General features: G+C 57.9%; 16 protein-coding genes. 11 read left to right on the top strand and 5 right to left on the bottom strand.

Going from position 1 to position 18,897, the window contains the following annotated elements; genetic code table 11:
• Positions 1–2: 2 nt before the first annotated feature.
• The 6 genes from SK3146_RS07160 (at position 3) to SK3146_RS07135 (ending at position 8,027) form a co-directional block, all read left to right on the top strand.
• Positions 3–1,160 (top strand): NAD(P)/FAD-dependent oxidoreductase, encoded by a 1,158-nt coding sequence (locus SK3146_RS07160; protein WP_249864429.1) that lies wholly within the window; start codon positions 3–5, stop codon positions 1,158–1,160.
• Positions 1,161–1,188: 28 nt separating this feature from the next.
• On the top strand, positions 1,189–3,336 hold the full coding sequence (locus SK3146_RS07155; RefSeq protein ID WP_249864428.1) for an MMPL family transporter: 2,148 nt from the start codon (positions 1,189–1,191) through the stop codon (positions 3,334–3,336).
• 124 nt (positions 3,337–3,460) lie between these two features.
• The gene (locus tag SK3146_RS07150; protein WP_249864427.1) at positions 3,461–4,924 is read left to right on the top strand and encodes a sulfatase family protein; all 1,464 of its coding nucleotides are present in this window, start codon (positions 3,461–3,463) and stop codon (positions 4,922–4,924) included.
• 76 nt (positions 4,925–5,000) lie between these two features.
• The gene (locus tag SK3146_RS07145; RefSeq protein ID WP_249864426.1) at positions 5,001–5,972 is read left to right on the top strand and encodes an AraC family transcriptional regulator; all 972 of its coding nucleotides are present in this window, start codon (positions 5,001–5,003) and stop codon (positions 5,970–5,972) included.
• Positions 5,973–6,102: 130 nt separating this feature from the next.
• Entirely contained in the window at positions 6,103–6,282 is a 180-nt protein-coding gene (locus tag SK3146_RS07140) for a hypothetical protein (RefSeq protein WP_249864425.1), read from the top strand.
• Positions 6,283–6,311: 29 nt separating this feature from the next.
• Positions 6,312–8,027 carry an ABC transporter ATP-binding protein gene (locus SK3146_RS07135; RefSeq protein ID WP_249864424.1) on the top strand — a complete coding sequence of 572 codons (1,716 nt, stop codon included), beginning with the start codon at positions 6,312–6,314 and terminating at the stop codon, positions 8,025–8,027.
• A gap of 363 nt (positions 8,028–8,390) precedes the next feature.
• Here the strand turns inward: SK3146_RS07135 and SK3146_RS07130 are convergent, their stop codons facing one another.
• Together SK3146_RS07130 and adh are read right to left on the bottom strand one after the other, a co-directional pair.
• Entirely contained in the window at positions 8,391–8,765 is a 375-nt protein-coding gene (locus SK3146_RS07130) for a DUF779 domain-containing protein (RefSeq protein ID WP_249864423.1), read from the bottom strand.
• 12 nt (positions 8,766–8,777) lie between these two features.
• A complete protein-coding gene (gene adh, locus SK3146_RS07125; protein ID WP_249864422.1) occupies positions 8,778–10,298 on the bottom strand; it encodes an aldehyde dehydrogenase in 1,521 nt (506 codons plus the stop codon).
• Positions 10,299–10,557: 259 nt separating this feature from the next.
• Between adh and SK3146_RS07120 the strand changes: the two genes are divergently transcribed.
• From SK3146_RS07120 to SK3146_RS07100, 5 genes are all read left to right on the top strand, one after another.
• The gene (locus tag SK3146_RS07120) at positions 10,558–12,327 is read left to right on the top strand and encodes a sigma-54-dependent Fis family transcriptional regulator (protein WP_249864421.1); all 1,770 of its coding nucleotides are present in this window, start codon (positions 10,558–10,560) and stop codon (positions 12,325–12,327) included.
• Between the two features lie 82 nt (positions 12,328–12,409).
• Entirely contained in the window at positions 12,410–12,766 is a 357-nt protein-coding gene (locus tag SK3146_RS07115) for a GerAB/ArcD/ProY family transporter (RefSeq protein WP_249866211.1), read from the top strand.
• Positions 12,767–12,820: 54 nt separating this feature from the next.
• Positions 12,821–13,522, top strand: coding sequence for a GntR family transcriptional regulator (locus SK3146_RS07110; RefSeq protein WP_249864420.1), 702 nt, complete (start codon positions 12,821–12,823; stop codon positions 13,520–13,522).
• A gap of 23 nt (positions 13,523–13,545) precedes the next feature.
• Complete coding sequence (gene uxuA, locus SK3146_RS07105) at positions 13,546–14,625, top strand: mannonate dehydratase (RefSeq protein ID WP_249864419.1); 1,080 nt, start codon at positions 13,546–13,548, stop codon at positions 14,623–14,625.
• On the top strand, positions 14,619–15,467 hold the full coding sequence (locus tag SK3146_RS07100) for an SDR family oxidoreductase (RefSeq protein ID WP_249864418.1): 849 nt from the start codon (positions 14,619–14,621) through the stop codon (positions 15,465–15,467). Before uxuA ends, SK3146_RS07100 begins: the two co-directional genes overlap by 7 nt.
• Before the next feature lie 78 nt (positions 15,468–15,545).
• Here the strand turns inward: SK3146_RS07100 and SK3146_RS07095 are convergent, their stop codons facing one another.
• The 3 genes from SK3146_RS07095 to SK3146_RS07085 form a co-directional block, all read right to left on the bottom strand.
• Entirely contained in the window at positions 15,546–16,235 is a 690-nt protein-coding gene (locus SK3146_RS07095; RefSeq protein WP_249864417.1) for a class I SAM-dependent methyltransferase, read from the bottom strand.
• 191 nt (positions 16,236–16,426) lie between these two features.
• Positions 16,427–17,734: an RNA polymerase factor sigma-54 gene (gene rpoN / locus SK3146_RS07090; RefSeq protein ID WP_249864416.1), complete on the bottom strand. Its 1,308-nt coding sequence runs from the start codon at positions 17,732–17,734 to the stop codon at positions 16,427–16,429.
• A gap of 197 nt (positions 17,735–17,931) precedes the next feature.
• The gene (locus tag SK3146_RS07085) at positions 17,932–18,807 is read right to left on the bottom strand and encodes an AraC family transcriptional regulator (protein WP_249864415.1); all 876 of its coding nucleotides are present in this window, start codon (positions 18,805–18,807) and stop codon (positions 17,932–17,934) included.
• Positions 18,808–18,897: the final 90 nt, after the last annotated feature.

Here is an 18,897-nt window from a genome sequence, read left to right as displayed (position 1 = left end):
CAATGGATTTCATGCATGATGTCGCCATTATCGGGGCGGGCGTAGCGGGCAGCAGCCTGGCGAAAGATATGGCGGCCAGAGGATGGGATACCGTGCTGATCGACGGCAAGTCGTTCCCGAGGCATAAAGTATGCGGCGAATTTCTGTCCCCCGAATCGCTCGGCACACTGGATGAGCTCGGCTTGCGAAAGACGGTGGAGCGGCTTCAGCCCCGCCGTATTGAACGCGCGCGCCTGATCGTAAGCAGCGGAGGCGCGCTGGACGTTCCGCTGCCCGGAACAGGACTCGGCGTCAGCCGCTATGCGCTCGATTCGGCGCTGCATCAGGCGGCTTACCGGTCCGGCGTCGAGCTAGTGACCGGCACTCCGGTCGCGGAGGTTCATCCGGCCGGCGGCGGCTTCCGTCTTGTGCTGAAGCCTGCGGAAGACGGTCTGCCGCAGGAGCTCTTGGTCCGCTCGGTCATCGGCGCATGGGGCGCGAATCCTCGCCTCATGCGGCTTCAGCGGCCGCGAGACCGCGCCGTAAGCCGAACCGGCGGTTGCATCGGCGTGAAATCGCATTTCACGGGGATACCGATGGAGCCGGTCGTGGAGCTGTATTTTTTCCCTGGCGGCTATCTCGGCTTATCGCCGATCGAAGGAGACCGCGTCAACGTATGCGCGCTGTTGAAGCGGCAGGCGTTCCCGGAAGCCGAACCTACGGTGTCCGGGCTGCTGGACGCGGCTTGCCGGCGTCATCCGCTGCTGCGGCGCAGGCTGCTGGACGCATCGCCCGTCCCCGGCACAGAGGCGGCGGTCGCGCCGGTCCGGCTGGACCGGCAGCCGCTCACATGGGGCCGGTTCGCCCATGTCGGCGACGCCTCCCTGCTGGTGCCGCCTCTATGCGGCGACGGCATGTCGATGGCGCTGCGGTCGGCCCGCCTGTGCGCCAGGCTGGCTGATCGCTACCTGGACGGCACGGTTAGCCTGGCGCAGTGGCAGGCCGAGTATGCGCTCGCCGTTCAGCGAGAGTTCGCCGGCCCGCTGCGCTGGGGCACCTGGCTTCATTCGCTGAGCGGGCTGCCGGTGCTGCCGAGGCTGCTGTTGGCGCTGGCGCAGCTGATGCCGAATTTAGCGGCCAGTCTGGTCAAGGCGACAAGGCTCAAAGGGAGGGGTTCTTAAGACCTGTCCGAAGGAGGCTGAATCTGGGATGGGCTATCGCCGGCTTTCCGCGTTTTCTTTTCACCGTCCTCTGTTCGTTCTGTGCGTTTGGCTGTGCCTGCTCGCCTCGCTCGGAAGCTATGCGGCGAGGCTCCCCGACGTATTGAAGGATCACGGTTTGCTGGCGCAAGACGACTTCGTCAAGGTTCAGAATATATTGGAAGATAGCTTCCGGCTGCCCCAGGCTCCGGTCGTTCTCGTGTTCGAGAACGACGGCGCCGTCGCGCAGAGCGAATGGCTGGAATATATACGCTTGGCCTTGGATCGGGTACAGAGCGTACGCGGCTTGACGCAAACCGTATCACCGCTGAATCGGGCAGGGCTGATCGACGGCGACGTCGCCTACGCTCTGCTCGGTTTTGCGCAGCCGTCATACGCTATGTCCGGCGTCATCGAGGAGCTGCAGAGCAAGCTGCCGCAGCACGGCGGCATCGCGGTTCGGCTGACCGGGAAAACGGTCGTGCAAAACGATGTAAACCGCGCCAGCGCACAGGATCTGAAACGGGCGGAGCTGATCGGTATACCCGCAGCTCTGATCGTCCTATGGGCCGCTTTCGGCGGCCTCGTTTCCGCATTGCTTCCCGTCCTGACGGGCGCAGCCGGAGTTACGGTGACGATGGGCGTCATGTATTGGATCGGAGCCCGTATGGAGCTGTCCCATTTTGTGCTGAACGTCGTTCCGATGGTGGGGCTCGCTTTAAGCATCGATTTCGCGCTGATGCTGGTAAGCCGCTACCGCGAAGAGCTTGCCCGGCGGGCGCCGGAGCAGGCTTGGCAGGCGGCGGCGGATACGGCAGGGAGAGCGGTTATGTTCTCGGCGGCATGCGTCGTGCTTGGGCTGGCGGGAGTGCTGCTCGTGCCTCTGCCGATGTTTTCTACCGTGGCCGTAGGCGCGATGACCGTGGTGGCGGTGTCCGCCCTCGCGGCTGTAACCTTGCTCCCGGCCATGCTGTCGCTGGCCGGACGGACGGTTGCCGCAGAGAAGAAGCGGTCGGCGTCTGGGCGCGCCTGGGCTGGATGGTCGCATTATGTGATGAACAGACCGGTCCGCATGCTGCTGCTTTCGGCGCTGCTGCTGTTCATCTGCCTGCTGCCGCTGAGACAGATGAAGCTCGCCATACCGGATGCGTCCTCGCTTCCTCACGGCTACGAATCCCGCAAGGCCGCGGAAGCGTACGCGGCGCACTTCGCCCCGCCGGAGCGGTCCGGCGTCTACCTCCTGACGGAGCGGACAAGCGCCGATTGGAGCTTGAATGATTGGCGGCGGGCGTATGCGCTGGTGCGGCGGCTGGAGAGCGATCCGCTGGTTCGCGGCGTCGATTCCGTATTTTCCGCCCTCGGCTTGAAGCCGGAAGCCTTATACCAGGCGTCGAGGAAGGCCGCGCTCGATCCGGAATCGGGCTATGCGTCCGCGCTTCGCAGCTATGTGACGGACAACAGGATGCTGATTCGAGCGGAGCTGGAGGGGGGCCCCGGCTCCGAAGCTACGATGGCATGGATCAGGACGTGGCAGCGTTTGGGAGCCGATCCCTCGGCGGAATTTCCGTTTCGGTTAGGCGGCGAGGCAAAATACGAGCAGGAGATTTTCGATACGGTCCGCAGCCGGCTTCCGCGGGTGCTCCTATATATTCTCGCTGCGAATTATATCGTGCTGTATCTCGCCTTTCGCTCGCTGCTGCTGCCGGTGAAAGCGATCTTGATGAATATCGCCAGTCTTGCCGGCGCTTGCGGCATTCTCGTCTGGATTTTTCAAGGGGGGCATTTTGGAATGGAGCCGAGCAGCATCGCGGTCATGATCCCCGTCTTTTTATTCGGGCTCGTGTTCGGGATCAGCATGGATTACGGCGTCTTTCTGCTCTCGCGCATGTATGAGAGCTATGGGACGGCAGGCGATAACGATGCCGCCGTGCGGGAGGGGCTGGCTTCTTCGGGCAGGGTGATCACCTCGGCGGCCGCCATTCTCATCGTCGTTACCGTGCCTTTTGCGCTGGGCGACGTCGTCGGGGTCAAGCAGCTTGGCATCGGCATCGCCGCAGCGGTCGCTCTTGACGCTACCGTGGTGCGTCTTATGCTGGTACCTTCCTTAATGAAACTGCTCGGACGGTGGAACTGGTGGTCGCCCGGACGGTTTCCATAAACGGGACGGGAAATGAAGGCATCGTAAGATTTGTCAAAAAATCAGAAGCCCATGTCATGGGCTCCCGGCAGACGAAGTGATATGATGCAAGCAGACGATCCTAATTATCGAAGGAGAATGGAATATGACGAACTCTCGCGCTGCCGGGAAGGACAAACCGAATATCGTTTATATTTTGGCCGATGACATGGGCTACGGGGATGTAAGCTGCTTGAATGAGCATTCCAAGCTGCACACGGCGCATCTGGACGGGATGGCCGCCGCCGGAATGCGGTTTACCGACGGTCATTCGAGCTCGGCCGTATGCACGCCTTCGCGTTACAGCATTTTGACGGGAAGATACAACTGGCGTTCCTCCTTGAAACAGGGAGTGATGAACGGTTACTCCAAGCCGCTGATCGAAGAGGGGCGCATGACGGTCGCTTCACTGCTTAAGGAGGCTGGCTACCGGACCGCTTGCATCGGCAAGTGGCATCTCGGACTCGATTGGGCGCCAAGCGGCGGGCAGCCTTCAGACGTAGATTACGAGCAGCCGGTTCGAAACGGGCCGAATGCCTATGGATTCGATTATTATTACGGCATCAGCGCCTCGCTGGATATGCCGCCTTACGTATATATCGAGAACGACCGCGTGACGGCGGCGCCCGACAGGATCACCCGGGCGGTCGACGATACGGCCTGGTGGCGCGAAGGCCCGACGGGAGCGGATTTTTGCCATGAAGAGGTGCTCCCCCGCTGTACGGAGAAGGTGCTGGAGACGATCGACCGGTTGCGGGACGAGCCTTTCTTTATCTACTACCCGCTCCCGGCGCCGCATACGCCGATTATGCCGACGAAGGAATTTCTCGGCAAATCGGGGACGAACCGGTACGGCGATTTCGTGCTGATGTGCGACGATGTTGTAGGAAAGATTTTGCAAAAGCTGGAGGCTTGCGGGCTAACGCGCAATACGATCGTCCTCTTCACCAGCGACAACGGCTGCTCGCCCAAGGCGGATTACGGCGCGTTGGCTGAGTTCGGGCATAACCCGAGCTATATATTCCGCGGCCAGAAAGCGGACATCTACGAAGGCGGCCACCGGGTGCCGCTGCTGGTGCAGTGGCCGGAGCGAATCGCAGCCGGGTCGGTCTCGCAGGAGCCCGTCTGCCTGACCGACCTGATGGCGACGGTCGCCGAAATTGTCGGCGTTCGCCTGCCGGAGGACGCCGCCGAGGACAGTGTCAGCAATTTGCGGGTATGGCTGGGACGGGAAGGGGACGGACCGCTGAGAGAGGCGATCGTTCATCATTCGATTAACGGATCGTTCTCGATCCGCAAGGGCGATTGGAAGCTGGAGCTGTGCCCGGGCTCGGGCGGCTGGAGCGATCCGCGGCCGGGACAGGAGCCGGAGGGCTCGCCTGCGGTGCAGCTGTACGATCTGTCCCGGGATATCGGCGAGAGAGTCAACGTCCAGCATGAATATCCGGAGATTGTCGAAGAGCTGACGAGCCTGCTTCGCGCTTACGTGCAGCAAGGCAGAAGCACGCCGGGGCGGGTACAAGGGAACGCCGGAGGCGCGCAGTGGGAGCGGACGCTGGAGTGGATGTAGCGAAGCGGCGAGAGATACGCGCTGCGGGCGGGCCCGTCTCCGCGCTCGTATCCGGAGGGAATGCATTTAGGATATAATGAAAGCGAATGTTATCCTGATGCAGCATGTGGAGGGTGAGCGGATGTTTACGTTGAAGGACGAATCCTTCTACATCGATTATTTACGCTTCAGAATTCGTTGGATTCGCAGCATGCCCAAAACCGCCGGTTACGAAGTCAAGCCTATGAGAATGCCTTATACGCTGTTCTGGCTCGTGATGAGCGGGACGATGGACGTAATGATCGGGGGTGAACGGCGGCAGGCGTCCGCCGGCGATCTGATCGTATTCCGCCCGAATACGCTGTTCGGATTGCCGCCCCAAGCGGATTGCCGACCATCGCTTAAGTATTTGTCGCTTTGCGCCGATTTGAAAATCGGCAATTTGGACTTGGTAACGTTATACCGTCTGCCGGTTGTGACCTCTGTCGCAGCTGCCGGCGATCTGGAACGGTTCGTCTCCATGTGGAGCGCGTGCCTGGAAGCCTTCGATCGGCTTGGGGAGCTAATGACCGGCACGGAGCCTGCGGAGGACGGCGCAGCCGTTCCCCGCCATACCCATCTGGTCAGAACGGATATTTCGATCCGTGTTCTCGGGCTGCAGGGGCTGCTCTACCAATGGCTGCAGCAGTTTCTGACCATCGTGTCCGACCGTCTGCCTGCCGACCCGCTTCGTCTGGAGGAACGGGTGATGCAAGCTTGCGGCTATGTCCAGCACCGATTGGGCGGAGCGTTAAGCTTGCGGGAGCTGGCCGACAGCGTACACTTAAGCCCGAGCCATCTGAGCCATTTGTTTCTCCAAAACCTCGGAATGCCTCCGATGGAATATGTCCGGCAGACGCGGCTTCAGAAGGCCAAGACGCTGTTGATCGATTCCAGCTGTACCATTAAAGAAATCGCCGACCAGGTCGGCTTCGGAGAGCAGAGCCAGCTAAGCAGAGCGTTTCGCCAGGCGGAGGGAATGAGCCCCTTGCAATACCGGCAAGCGTTTCAAAATGCCAGTATATTGTGAAAATTGTACGTCGCCTCCCGCTGCATCGGGGGGCTTTTTTCGATACAAAGCTTTAAATCGCATTTCGCCAATGAAGCGCCGAATCGATTGCCAAAATATGTGAACCGCAGTATGATGTTACTGATTGCACATGGACGCGCGTCCGCAGGACGGCTGCCTGACGGAACGGGACGGCGGGAACGTATGGGGCGTATGGATCGTATGGAATGTATGGATCGTATGGATCGTATGGCGGAGGCTGACTCCGTTAAGCTGGACACAGGCGTTGTGCGCTTCCGACGAGGAAAGCGATCGCGCGTACATTATGTAAGTACATAGAGTAAGAAAGGAGTCATTGCCGTGTTAAAACGATTTTTTTCCTATTATCGGCCTTATCGCGGGCTGTTCCTGCTTGATTTTTGCTGCGCCATCGTGGCGGGGCTGCTGGAGCTGGGCTTTCCGCTGGCGGTCAACCAGTTTGTCGACAAGCTGCTGCCCAGCAAGGACTGGACTCTGATCGCCTGGGCGTGCGCTGCGCTGCTCGGCATTTACGCGCTGAATACGGTGCTGCAGTATGTCGTTACGTATTGGGGGCATATGCTGGGCATTAACATCGAAACCGATATGCGCAAGAAGCTGTTCGATCATATTCAGAAATTATCGTTCCGTTTTTTTGACAACAACAAGACCGGTCATTTGATGACCCGGATTACGAACGATTTGAACGAAATCGGCGAGATCGCCCATCACGGGCCCGAGGATGTGTTTATCGCCATCATGACGCTGATCGGCGCGTTTCTGCTTATGCTGTCGATCCATGCGAAGCTTGCCGTGCTGACGTTTATCGTCATTCCGGTAATGGCTTGGTTCGCCTATTTTTTCAGCAAAAAAATGACCCGTACGTACGAGCGGCTATTCGGCAATGTGGCCGAGTTCAACTCCCGTGTCGAGAACAATATCGGCGGCATTCGCGTCGTTCAGGCGTTCACCAACGAAGAGTACGAGAAGGAATTGTTCAAGGATACGAACCGTCAATACCGCCAGACGAAGCTGCTCGCTTACAAACTGATGGCCAAGAGCATGTCGATCACGTACATGATGATGCGCTTCGTATCGCTGTTCGTCATGGTGTGCGGAACGTGGTTCGTCATTCGCCAGGAATTGACGTACGGGCAATTCGTCGGCTTCCTGCTGCTGTCCAACGTCTTTTTCCGTCCGATCGAGAAAATTAACGCGGTGATCGAGAGCTACCCGAAAGGAATCGCCGGCTTCAAGCGGTACTGCTCCATTATGGATACCGAGCCGGATATCGCGGACGTTCCGAACGCCGTCAAAGTGCGCAAGCTGAACGGAGACATTCAATTCAGCAACGTATCGTTTGCTTACAACGAGGAGAAGAACATTCTAAACGACTTCAGCCTCTCGATTCGCGCAGGGGAAACCGTTGCTTTCGTCGGTCCTTCCGGTGCGGGGAAGACGACGATTTGCAGTCTGCTGCCGCGGTTTTACGATTGCACGGGCGGGCATATTACGATCGACGGGCTCGATATCCGCAAGATGACGCTCGAATCGCTGCGCAGCCAGATCGGCATTGTGCAGCAGGAGGTTTACTTGTTCGAAGGGACCATTCGGCAAAATATCGCATACGGCAGGCTTGGCGCTTCGATGGACGAAATATGGGAGGCGGCCCGGCGGGCGCAGCTTGAGGAGTTCATCCGCAATCAGCCGGACGGGATGGACACGATGATCGGGGAGCGCGGCGTCAAGCTGTCCGGCGGTCAGAAGCAGCGGCTCGCCATCGCGCGGATGTTCCTCAAAAATCCGCCGATTCTTATTCTCGACGAGGCGACCTCCGCTCTCGATACCGCAACCGAGGTGGCGATTCAGCAATCGCTCGCCGAGCTGTCGGAAGGGCGCACGACGCTGGTCATCGCCCACCGTCTGGCGACGATCAAGAACGCGGACCGCATCGTCGTCGTCACCGAGGACGGCGTCGCGGAAGAGGGGCCGCACCGCGAGCTGGTTACGGCGGGCGGCATCTACAGCAAGCTGCATAAGGCGCAGTTCGGCCCGTAGGCAGCGGCGGATGCAGCGGAAGTCTGCCGAAGCTGTAAGCCTTTAAGCGGCAGTCAAGTTATTAACATGAAGAAAACCGTTAGCAGAGCATGGCGGCTCAGCTAACGGTTTTTTGTTGTTATGGAAATGATGCGCAGCCATATCCTGTGGATATCCGGGTTCTCCCCGAAAGGAATGTCTACCCATAGAACGATCCCAGAGGAATGGTAGACGCCGATCCAGCTTAGGCTGGATGCGGACGGAATAAGCTTCAGAGCATCACGTCACTACCCTGGAAATTACTCTTGGTACCCCATTTCCATTGTCTGTGGTGCCGCGTAGCGGCATGGATGGCTTTTGGGGGATTTGTTCTGCAGGCATCTCTTATTCCAGCAGCCCGAGAGCCCGCTGCTCCTCCGGGGTGAAGACACGGGAGCGGGTCAGAAAGCGCAGCCCTTCGGGGCCTTCCAGCGAAAACATGCCGCCGCGTCCCGGCACGACGTCGATGATCAGCTGGGTAAATTTCCAGTATTCATATTGGGCCTTGCTTATATAGAACGGGGCGCCGCCGATCTCGCCGAGCCGCACATCCGAATCTCCGACGAGAAATTCCCCGTCGGGATAGCACATCGGAGAGCTGCCGTCGCAGCAGCCCCCGGATTGATGAAACATGAGCGGGCCATGCTTGCCGCGGAGCCGCGCGATCAGCTCCAGGGCGGCGTCCGTCACCGTCACTCGGGGCACTTGTTCGTTCGTCATGGGCGGCTCCGCTTAGAAGAAACCCAAGGCGTCGGGGCTGTAGCTGACGAGCAGGTTTTTCGTTTGCTGGTAATGGGACAGCATCATCTTATGATTTTCCCGGCCGATTCCGGACATTTTATATCCGCCGAAGGCAGCGTGGGCCGGATAAGCATGATAGCAGTTCGTCCAGACGCGGCCGGCCTCGATGCCCCGTCCCATCCGGTATGCCTTGTTCATGTCGCGGGTCCAGACGCCGGCTCCGAGCCCGTACAGCGTATCGTTGGCGATCGCCAGAGCTTCCTCCTGATCCTTGAACGTCGTTACGGAGACGACCGGGCCGAATATTTCTTCCTGGAAGATGCGCATCTTGTTGCTTCCTTTAAAGACGGTCGGCTGAATATAATAGCCGGCTTCCAGGCCGTCTGCGAGCTGCGCTCTGCCTCCGCCGGCGAGCAGCTCGGCGCCTTCCTCCCGGCCGATTTGCATGTACGACAAAATTTTCTCCACCTGCTCCGAGGAAGCCTGAGCGCCGATCATCGTCTCCATATCCAGCGGGTTGCCTTGTCGGATGGCGGCTACACGCTTCAAGGCGCGTTCGATGAATTCGTCGTAGATCGATTCCTGAATGAGCGCGCGGGAAGGGCAGGTGCACACTTCGCCTTGGTTCAAGGCGAACAGCACGAAGCCTTCGATCGCTTTATTCAAATAAGCGTCGTCATGGGCAAGCACGTCCTCGAAGAACAAATTCGGCGATTTGCCGCCCAGCTCCAGCGTGACGGGAATAATATTTTGCGAAGCGTACTGCATGATCAGGCGCCCGGTCGTCGTCTCGCCGGTGAAGGCGATCTTGGCGATGCGGCTGCTGGAAGCCAGCGGCTTGCCGGCTTCCAGCCCGAAGCCGTTCACGATGTTTACGACGCCCGGAGGCAGCAGGTCTTCGATCAGCCCCATCAGGACGAGAATCGACGCCGGCGTCTGCTCGGCCGGCTTCAGCACGACGCAGTTGCCGGCGGCAAGCGCGGGGGCCAGCTTCCATGTCGCCATGAGCAGCGGGAAGTTCCACGGAATGATTTGTCCGACGACGCCGAGCGGCTCATGGAAGTGATAGGCGATCGTATCGCCGTCGACTTCGCTGAGAGCGCCTTCCTGCGCTCGGATGCAGCCGGCGAAATAACGGAAATGATCGATGGCGAGCGGCAGATCGGCGGCCATCGTCTCCCTCACCGGCTTGCCGTTGTCCCATGTCTCGGCTACGGCGAGCAGCTCCAGATTCGCCTCGATCCGATCGGCGATGCGGTTCAGAACGTTGGCGCGGGCAGCGGCTGAAGTGCTGCCCCAGGCGGCTTTGGCCGCGTGCGCGGCATCCAGCGCCAGCTCGATGTCTTCGGCGGTTGAACGGGCCACCTCGCAGAACGATTGGCCGGTCACCGGGGTTACGTTCTCGAAATATTGGCCGTTAACGGGCGGGACCCACTGACCGCCGATGAAGTTGTCGTAACGTTTTTTAAAAGCGACTTTGGAGCCTTCTTGGCCTGGCTGAGCGTAGATCATGCGGATTACCTCCCAAAATAATATTGTGAATCGTACTCATCGATTTTTGAAGCAAGAATCGTGCCAAGCGCTGAAGAGCGCTCCGGGAAGGAACGCGCTGCAAACGCTTCCTTTCGAATGCGCCGAATTGAAACATACAGTTTCGGAGCAGTGTGCCATTTCGGAACATTCTTGGCGGCAAATTACACAGCAGCGTCCAAATATGTTACCTTATAGTGGATAGATTCCTGCGACAAACCGCTTTTTGGAGGTGTTCCTTTTGACATCTTTGGGTTTGAACGAACAGACGGAAATTGTGGCCAATTCGTGGAAGCGCTGCCAGCAGTACGGGTTGAAGCCTCACGATCATTTTGACGACCAGCTGATGACGGAGCAGCGTATTCGAGAAATTATTGGAGAACATCAACTGCTTATCCGTCACGCTTCGCAATTGCTAGGCAGCATGGAGCGTTTTATCCACCAGTCCGGGCAGGCTGCGCTGCTCATCGATGCGGGAGGAAATATTATTTACTCCGTGGGCGAGCCGCTCTTCTCCAAACAGGCGGAGCAGGTTCAACTGCAGGTCGGAGCCAACTGGGAGGAGAGGCGGAAGGGGACTAACGCCATTGGTGCGGCCTTGCTGGAACGGGTGCCGGTCCGCGTCCATGCCGCAGAGCATTACAGCAGGCAGCACAGCTTTCTGACCTGCGCGTCTTCGCCGATCTTTAGCCCGAGCGGGGAGCTGCTCGGCGTCATCAATTTTAGCGGTAGGCAGGAAAGCTATAACCCGTATACGCTGACGCTCGCCACGATGATCGCCGATGCGCTGCAAAACCGGCTGCTTATCGAGGAAGTGAAGCAGGAGCAATTGATCACTTTGAAGGAATTGGAATATTCGGCGAGAAGCCATCCGCTGCCGCTTTTATCGCTTGACGCCGACAACCGGATCATCCGGGCGAATCAGGCGGCTCTGCGCGCTTTGGGACAGGACGTCGTCGGCAAGGAATTTACCGGCATCGAAGGCTTTGCCGTCGAAGCGCTCCATGACGGCCGCCATACGATCAAGCGTTCCGTAGCCGTGCAGAAGAAGACGGTGAACGTCGGCCGGCTCTACACGTTCGACGACATTGCGGGAGACTGCCCGAGCTTGCTGCAGAAGAAGGAACTGGCCGGCAAAGCGGCGTTGACGGACTTTCCCGTTCTGCTGCTCGGAGAGAGCGGCACGGGAAAGGAGCTGTTCGCGCAATCGATCCATACGGCCAGCTTGCGCTCGGAAGGGCCCTTCATTGCGGTGAATTGCGGCGCCATTCCGGACACGCTCGTCGAAAGCGAGCTGTTCGGTTATGAGCGGGGTGCCTTCACCGGCGCAAACCGCGAGGGCAGCATCGGCAAATTCGAGGCGGCCAATAAAGGAACGATCTTTCTCGACGAGATCGGCGACATGTCGCTGCGTGCGCAAGCCGCGCTGCTCCGCGTGCTGCAGGAGCGGATCGTGACGCCCGTCGGCAGCACGAAATCTAGACGTATCGACACGCGGATTATCGCCGCCACGCACAAAAATTTGACGCAGGAAGTGAAGGAAGGCCGCTTCAGAGCCGACCTGTATTATCGTCTGAAGGGGATTCAGCTGACGCTCCCGGCACTGCGCGAGAGGACGGACATCGTGATGCTGGCCGCGCATCTGCTGCACAAGCACGGCTATCCGTGCTGCCGCCTGACGGAGAGCGCAGGACGCAAGCTGCTTCTGTACAGCTGGCCGGGGAATGTCCGCGAGCTAAGCAGCGCGCTGATTCAGGCGGCGTTTCTCGCCGAGGGAGGGCCGATCGCGCCGGAGCATCTTCTATTGGAGGAGGCGGACGCCGGAGACGGCCGATTATCCGGAGATCAGCTCGGCGCGCAGGTTCCGACGCTGAAGGCCGCCGAGGTGGGCGCGATCAAGCGGGCGCTTCAGGTCACAGGCTGGAATGTCAGCAAGGCCGCGGAGCTGCTGCAAATCGGCCGGACGACGCTGTACCGGAAAATCGAGGAATACGAAATCACCCGGTTGTAAATAGAGAAGGGAGCACATACGGTGCTCCCTTTATTCGTTTCGGCGAGGCGCTGCATCGGAAGTACCCTAACTTGTGGAGAGAATGATACAAAAAGGGATTTCGGCATGGCAGTTTTACATATTGACGTTCGGCCCGACCATAGGCACTTCCATTCTGGTAACGCCGGCGGGGTTGGCCCATTCGGCCCGGGAAGACGCCTGGATGGCTTCGTTATGCGGTATGCTGATCAATATGATCATGGTCGTTCTGTATATTGCCATTTCGCGGTTGTATCCCGGCAAAACGATATTCGAGATTCTCGAATCGGCGCTGGGCAAAAAAGAGCAAGCTTCGTTTATTCTGAGCCATGATCTGAAAGCCGGACGGTCTGCGCCGATTCCTGAGAGATCCGGGGGAGAGGAGGGTTCGAACGAGGACGCGGTTTCAAAAAAAAGTTGACTTGTATACAAGAATGCAAGTAATATGAAGTCATTACGGACAGGAGGCGCTTCAATGAGCTTATCACCTTTGCCGCCGCAGCTGCAGCGCAAATCTCTCGGAGACCAGGTGTATGAATCGATCCGCGAAGGCATCGTATCGCTGCGGCTGGAGCCGGGGAGTATGATTTACGAAAATGAACTGGCCGACACGCTTCGCGTCAGCCGTACGCCGATCCGCGAAGCGATCCGCCTGCTTGTCAGCGAGCAACTGCTGGACGTGCTGCCGCAGAGAGGCACGAGGATCGCCTACATCTCCCAGCGCAAGGCGGCGGAAACCCGCTTCATTCGCGAGCATTTGGAAATCGGCGCGTTTCGCGTCGCGGCGAAAATGTGGAACCGGCAGGACCGCCGGGAAGTCCGGGGACGGATCGGGGAGCTGCTGGAGGGGCAGCGCGCCGCCGCAGAAGAAGGCGATATCGGACTGTTTCTGCAGCTGGACGAGGAGTTTCACCGCTCTATTATGGAAGTGACCGGCAACGCGACGCTGCTTCAGGTCGTGTATCATATGCGCGGGCATTTGAACCGGCTGCGCTTTTTGGCGCTTAAGCAGTTTCATCATATGGATCGCGTGATTGAAGAGCATAACGGATTGCTTGAAGCGATCGAGCAAGGCAATGAAGATTTGACCGCTCGGCGTCTTGAACTGCATGTAGGCAAGCTGGACGTAGAGCTTCCCGCGCTTCGGGAAGCGTATCCGCAATATTTTATCGATTAGGGTGAATGGGGGAAGAAGCCGGAATGAGAATGGTATTTCGCTGGTATGGGGAAGGCAACGATACCGTGACCCTGAGCCAGATCAGACAAATTCCCGGGGTGGAGGGGATCGTGTGGGCGCTGCACGACATTCCCGCAGGGGAAGAATGGCCGCTGGACCGGATCATCGAGGTGAAGCGGCAGGCGGAGCGGTACGGCTTCCATATCGAGGTGGTTGAGAGCGTTAATATCCATGAAGATATTAAGCTGGGGCTGCCGTCGCGCGACCGGTATATTGACAATTACAAGCGCACGATACGGAAGCTGGGCCAAGTCGGGGTCAAAACGATCTGCTACAACTTCATGCCCGTATTCGATTGGGTGCGGACGGATTTGCACAAGGAGCTGGAGGACGGGTCCACGGCGATGTTTTACGAGAAAACGCTGGTAGACGCCATGGACCCCGCCGAGCTCGTCCGCAAGATTAACGAAAATCCCGATTTCACGATGCCCGGCTGGGAACCGGAGAGGCTGAGACATATGTCCCGGGTCTTCGAGGCGTATAAGAACGTCACGGAAGAAGATTTATGGAACCATTTGGCTTATTTCCTGGAGCATATCATCCCGGTTGCGGAAGAGAACGATATTCGGATGGCGATTCATCCGGACGATCCGCCGTGGCCGGTCTTCGGGCTGCCGCGCATCATGACAAACCGGGATAATATTCGCCGGCTGCTTCGGCTTGTTGACAGCCCTTACAACGGGGTCACGCTGTGCAGCGGCTCGCTGAGCGCCAATCCGAACAATGACGTGGCGGCGATGGTGCGGGAATTTGCGGACCGGATTCCGTTCGCCCATATCCGCAATATCCGCGTATACGACAACGGCGATTTTATCGAAACCTCCCATCGCGCCCAGGACGGCTCGGTCGATATTTGCGACATTGTGAAAGCGTATCATGAGAGCGGATTTACCGGCTATGCCCGGCCGGATCACGGCAGACATCTGTGGAACGAGCAATGCCGGCCGGGTTACGGATTGTACGACCGCGCTTTAGGCATTATGTATTTGTGGGGAATATGGGATTCGCTGGAAAGAACGAAGAGGGGGAAAGCTTTATGCTGACGATTCATGATGGTTTAAAGGGTAAAGTCGCCGTCGTCACCGGCGGCAGCGGCGTGCTCTGCTCGGCCATGGCCAAAGAGCTGGGCCGTCAAGGAGTCAAGGTGGCGATTCTGAATCGCACCGCGGAGAAGGGAGAGAGCGTGGCGGAAGCGATCAGGGCCGCGGGAGGGCAGGCGATTGCAGTCGCCTGCGACGTCTTGAACGCGGAGAGTGTGAAAAAGGCCGAGCAGATCGTATCCGAGACATTCGGCGCTTGCGATATTCTGATTAATGGAGCGGGGGGCAATCATCCGCAAGGAATGACGACGAGCGAAACGTTCAAGCCGGAAGACGTTCATAACCCGGAGGTGACGTCGTTCTTCGATTTGACCGGGGAAGGGATGAGCTATGTATTTAACCTGAACTTTCTCGGCACGCTGATTCCGACGCAAATTTTTTCCCGCAGCATGATCCATAAGCCGGGAGCCGTCATTATTAACATGTCCTCGATGAGCGCGCCGAGCCCGATGACGAAAGTGCCGGCGTACAGCGCGGCCAAGGCGGCCATCGAGAACTTCACCAAATGGATGGCCGTACATATGGCCGATGCGGGGATTCGGGTCAATGCGATCGCCCCGGGCTTTTTTCTGACGGAGCAAAACAGACGGCTGCTGACGCGCGAGGACGGATCGCTGACGGAACGCTCTCACAAGATCATCACGCACACGCCGATGCGCCGGTTCGGCAAGCCGGAGGACTTGCTCGGCACGATGCTATGGCTCGTCGACGAGCAAATGTCCGGCTTCGTTACGGGAATTACCGTGCCTGTAGACGGCGGGTTCATGTCTTATTCCGGCGTTTAATTCGCCGCGTAATGCGCGCCGCTCTCCAAACCTGGGTTATAAGTTAACCTAAGCGGAGAGCGGTTTTTTCGGTGTTCCCTAGTTACTGTTTCTCGCCGGCTTGCTTTTCCCGACTGCGCAGAACCAGTGAGGCACACGGGGAGGAGGAATGTCAGGGAGCGGTTCGTCGGTCCTTACAAGCTCGAAGCCGGCTTCCTGAAAGCCGTTGATATAATCGGATACGGACCGATGATAGGAGCCGACGATCGAACGAATCGTGCCTCTTCCGTGAGATTTCCAGTATTGCGCGTCGTAATGGGATACTTTCCTGCCGCCCTCATCGAGCGGATGGCTGAACGGAGATTGGAAGCAAGGATGCATGATCGTCCAAATCATCATTCCGCCCGGGGCCAGAATACGATGCGACTGACGGAATACCGCCATGAAATCGGGCACATCCATCAGCATCAGGCTGGAGACGACAAAGTCCATTGTGCCGTCCGGAATGCTGCCGAGCCGCATGGCATCGTCCTCAAGCCAAGTCACCTTGCCCGATTTGCGGCGGGCCAGCTCCAGCATCTTCGCACTGCTGTCCGCTGCGGCAACATGAGCGCCTTTGTCCGCAAGCATAGCGCTGAGCTCTCCGGGCCCGCAGCCGACATCGCAAACGCGCCGGCCTTGAACGCCGCCCGCTTCCTCCAATTGGTCCATAATATAGTCGAACCGTACGTTTCCGTCCTTCTTGATGAGATGTTCATATTGCTCGGCGATTTGGTCAAAATGAGACATGATCTATCCTCTCCCTGTCCATCGATTCGAGTATGTGAAGCGTCGTTCCCCCTCATCATACTCAGTGGTTATCGATATGTAAAATATGGGAATTGGAACGGAATAATCTCGCAATTAGATTGCTAGAAGGGGCTCAATAAAAGCGCCGCCCTCCCGGAAGCTTCGAGAAGCCCGGGAGGGCGGCGGGATTGCTACTGATATTGTTTGCGCTCCAGAGCGGCCGGAATGTTCAACTGGTCGCGGTATTTGGCGACCGTGCGCCGGGAAACCTGCAGCCCCGATTGCGTCAGGCGTTCAGCGAGCTTTTGATCCGACCACGGTTCGGTTTTGTCTTCGCCGTCGATCAGCTCGCGAAGCTGCTCTTTGATCTGGGCGGAGGAGACGGCGGCGCCGTCTGCTTGCTTCACCGACGAGGTGAAAAATTGCTTCAGCTCGTAGAGGCCCCAGGGCGTCATCGCAAACTTCTGGTTGACGGCCCGGCTGACGGTCGATTCGTGGATGCCGAGCAGCTCGGCGACATGACGCATAGCCATCGGTTTAATCGCGGACGGGCCATGCAGACAGAAGGCGTGCTGATGTTCAAAAATAACGGTCGCCACTTTGTACATGGTGGCTTTTCTATGTTCAATGCTGTCGATAATGGCTTGGACCCGCTTCCGCTGTTCCGTCAAATAAGCGCTTACTTCTTTAGGGGGATTGGACTTCATCAGCTCGACATATTCCGCATTGAAGACGATGTTGGGAAGCGAAGCGTCGTGCAGCCCGATTTCGAACCCTTCGTCGGTTCGGGTCAGGACGATATCGGGGACGATAAACTGCGTTCTCTCCCCGCTGTAGGCGGCGCCCGGCTTCGGATTCAAGCGGCTGATCCTGCTTGCGGCCCGCTGGATGTCGGCCGGCTCGACGCCGTATTGTTTGGCCAGCGGTCCGAACCTTCGCTTGGCGATATCTTTCAAATGACCCCGAATAAGGCTCCTTACCAAAGCATCGTTGTCGCCGAGCTGATCCAACTGGAGCATTAGGCATTCTTCGAGGCTGGATGCGGCTACGCCTGCGGGCTCCATATTTTGCACGAGGTCAACGGCTTTCAGGACAAGCGGAACAGGCTGGCGCAGATGCTGGGAGATCCATTGCGGCGTTAACGGCAAGTATCCTTTCTCGTCGAGCGAACGGATAATGAACAAGGCTATTTTGTGCAGCTCCGGCCGGACGCCTGCCTCCTGCAATTGCTCGGTCAGCACCGCTTCCAGCGAAGGCTGGCCGCCGCTTCGGATATGGAGCCACCATTCGTGATTAGGGTCGGACGTTCGTTTTTTGCCCCCGGGAGAGGGGGGCACGCTATCGTATTTATAGTCCAGCAAAGGATTTTCTCTCGATTGTTCCTGGATAAATTCCATTAGCTCCAGAGACGACATATGCAGCATTTCGATAGATTGTCTTAAGCGCGGCGTGAGGAGAAGCTTCTGCGTCTGGATGAGGGCGGTGCTCAAAGAAGTCATAACCATTCCTCCAATTTGAAAATGATAGCGCATTCACGAATGCTTATCTTTACTATACATCTGTGAAGTGCGAATCTCAATGGCTATTGTATGATCTTGGGAAGAGAGTCATTCGCATAGCTTGCGAGGGCCTGTGTTACGCCCGGCATGGCCAGCGCGGCTCCCGGCGGCGGAAGCCGCCGTAATCAGCGGCCGCGTTACTGCACGTAATTGCGGTAATCTTTGGGCGTCATGCCTTCGTGGGCTTTGAACATTTTGGTAAAATAGCTTTGGCTGCAAAATCCGGCCAGCCGGGCAACTTCCCCGGTCGGCAGCTTGGAGGAGGCGAGCAGCTGTTTGGAGCGGGTCAATCTGTATTTGTTAATATATTCCAATATTGAGTAGCCGGTCGAGCGCTTAAATATCCGGGCGAAATAGTATTGGCTAAGATGCACGTGATCGGCGACTTCCTCCACACGGACAGGCAGCTGGTAATGGCGTTCGATATAGTCGATCGCCTGCCGGACTTCCTTCGGATAGGAGGAAGACGCATAGGGCGAGAGCAGAGCGTCGCGTTCCATCTTGGCAATGACCAGCTCGGAGAGGATGCGGGCAATCAGCGCGGAAGCGGCGACCTCCAAGCCGACCGGGCGGCTTTGGAACATCTCGAACAGCTCGCGAAACAGCGAGTGCACGAATTCCGGGTTTCTCACCTGACATACGGGCTGCTCCGCGCAGCCGAGCATGGCGAAATAATCGGCAGCCTGCTGTCCGCCGAAGCGGACCCAGAGAAGTTCCCACGGATCGAGCGGATCGGATTCGTAGCTGTGTTCGCGGTTCAAATCCAGACAGAAGAGGTCGTTCGCTTTCAGCTTATGCTTGCGTCCCTGCCAGTAAAGATAGCCGGAGCCTTTGACGACGAATTTGATCTGATAGGCATAAAAAAAGCTGCGGTCTACGGCGTACGTCGGGGAGCAGAGAAACCAGCCGACATCCTGTACGAAAAACATGCATTTTTTGGCCGTCTCGCTCGGAGAATGCGTAATTGTTCTATAAAAATAGTGAGGGTCCTCCAGCATATGTTCATCTCCCAATAGAAAGAGCAGGAATATTATAAAAATAGGGCAGGGTTGCTTGCACTGCTGCGCATCCGATGCTTTATACTTTCATTATAGCACGCTGTC

The organism is Paenibacillus konkukensis (assembly GCF_023523925.1).
Taxonomy (GTDB): Bacteria; Bacillota; Bacilli; order Paenibacillales; family NBRC-103111; genus Paenibacillus_S; species Paenibacillus_S doosanensis.
This window is presented reverse-complemented; position numbering and strand designations above follow the sequence as displayed.